The following is a 793-nucleotide window of genomic DNA, read 5'->3' as shown; positions in this document are numbered from 1 at the left end:
TGAGCTAGCGAAATCATCTAATGGTGGTGGAACTTGGGGCAGCAAGATCGATTTGAGCCAAGTGACGTTGCAAGCGAAGCAGGTGTTTGTTCTGGCCCATGGCGATGCCAGCGATGCGATTAAAGCGGTGGCTGACCAGACCGATAAAAACGTGGCGAACTTTAATGGTGACGATCCTCTCGCACTATTAAAAGATGGTGAAGTTCACGACATGGTCGGCGTGATGGGTGGTGTAGCATTTGGCAAAGACGCCACTTTGGTACGTAACGGTGACGCACTGACGCCTTCTGCGACTTTCCAATCTTCTCAATGGACAACGTTAGCAAAAGACAACATTGATGGCTTGGGCGAGCTGAATGCAGCTGAGCCACCTGCAGAATTTGTGTGTGAAGTGGATGGACACGCGCCAACGTTCACATCCATTCAAGACATTCAAGGTGAAGGTGCTTCTTCGCCATTTATCGATGGTTACCCATACATTACGACAGAAGAGCATTTTGTTACTGGTGTCGTGAGCGCTGTTACTAGCGGTTTGACGAAAGGCTTCTACCTGCAAGCTATCGAGAACGATAACAACGATAAGACGTCAGAAGGTCTATTTATTCATACGAACGCCGCAGATACCGAGCTAAAGCCTGGTGACGTAGTTTGTGTGAAAGGTAAGGTTCAGGAGTACTACAGCAATACTCAGCTTTCTTCTGACGCAACCAGCTATGTAAAAACTGGCACGTCAGACATTCCATTGGTGACGCCGCTTGTGATCAAAGAAGGCGAAACTCTGCGTGATGCGTTA

At 48.3% G+C, this 793-nt stretch carries 1 pseudogene; it reads left to right on the top strand.

The window, feature by feature from the left end:
• Window positions 1-793: pseudogene (locus R7093_RS24990) on the top strand (nuclease); the annotation flags it as partial.

Source organism: Vibrio sp. 1580, assembly GCF_033340055.1.
This window is presented reverse-complemented; position numbering and strand designations above follow the sequence as displayed.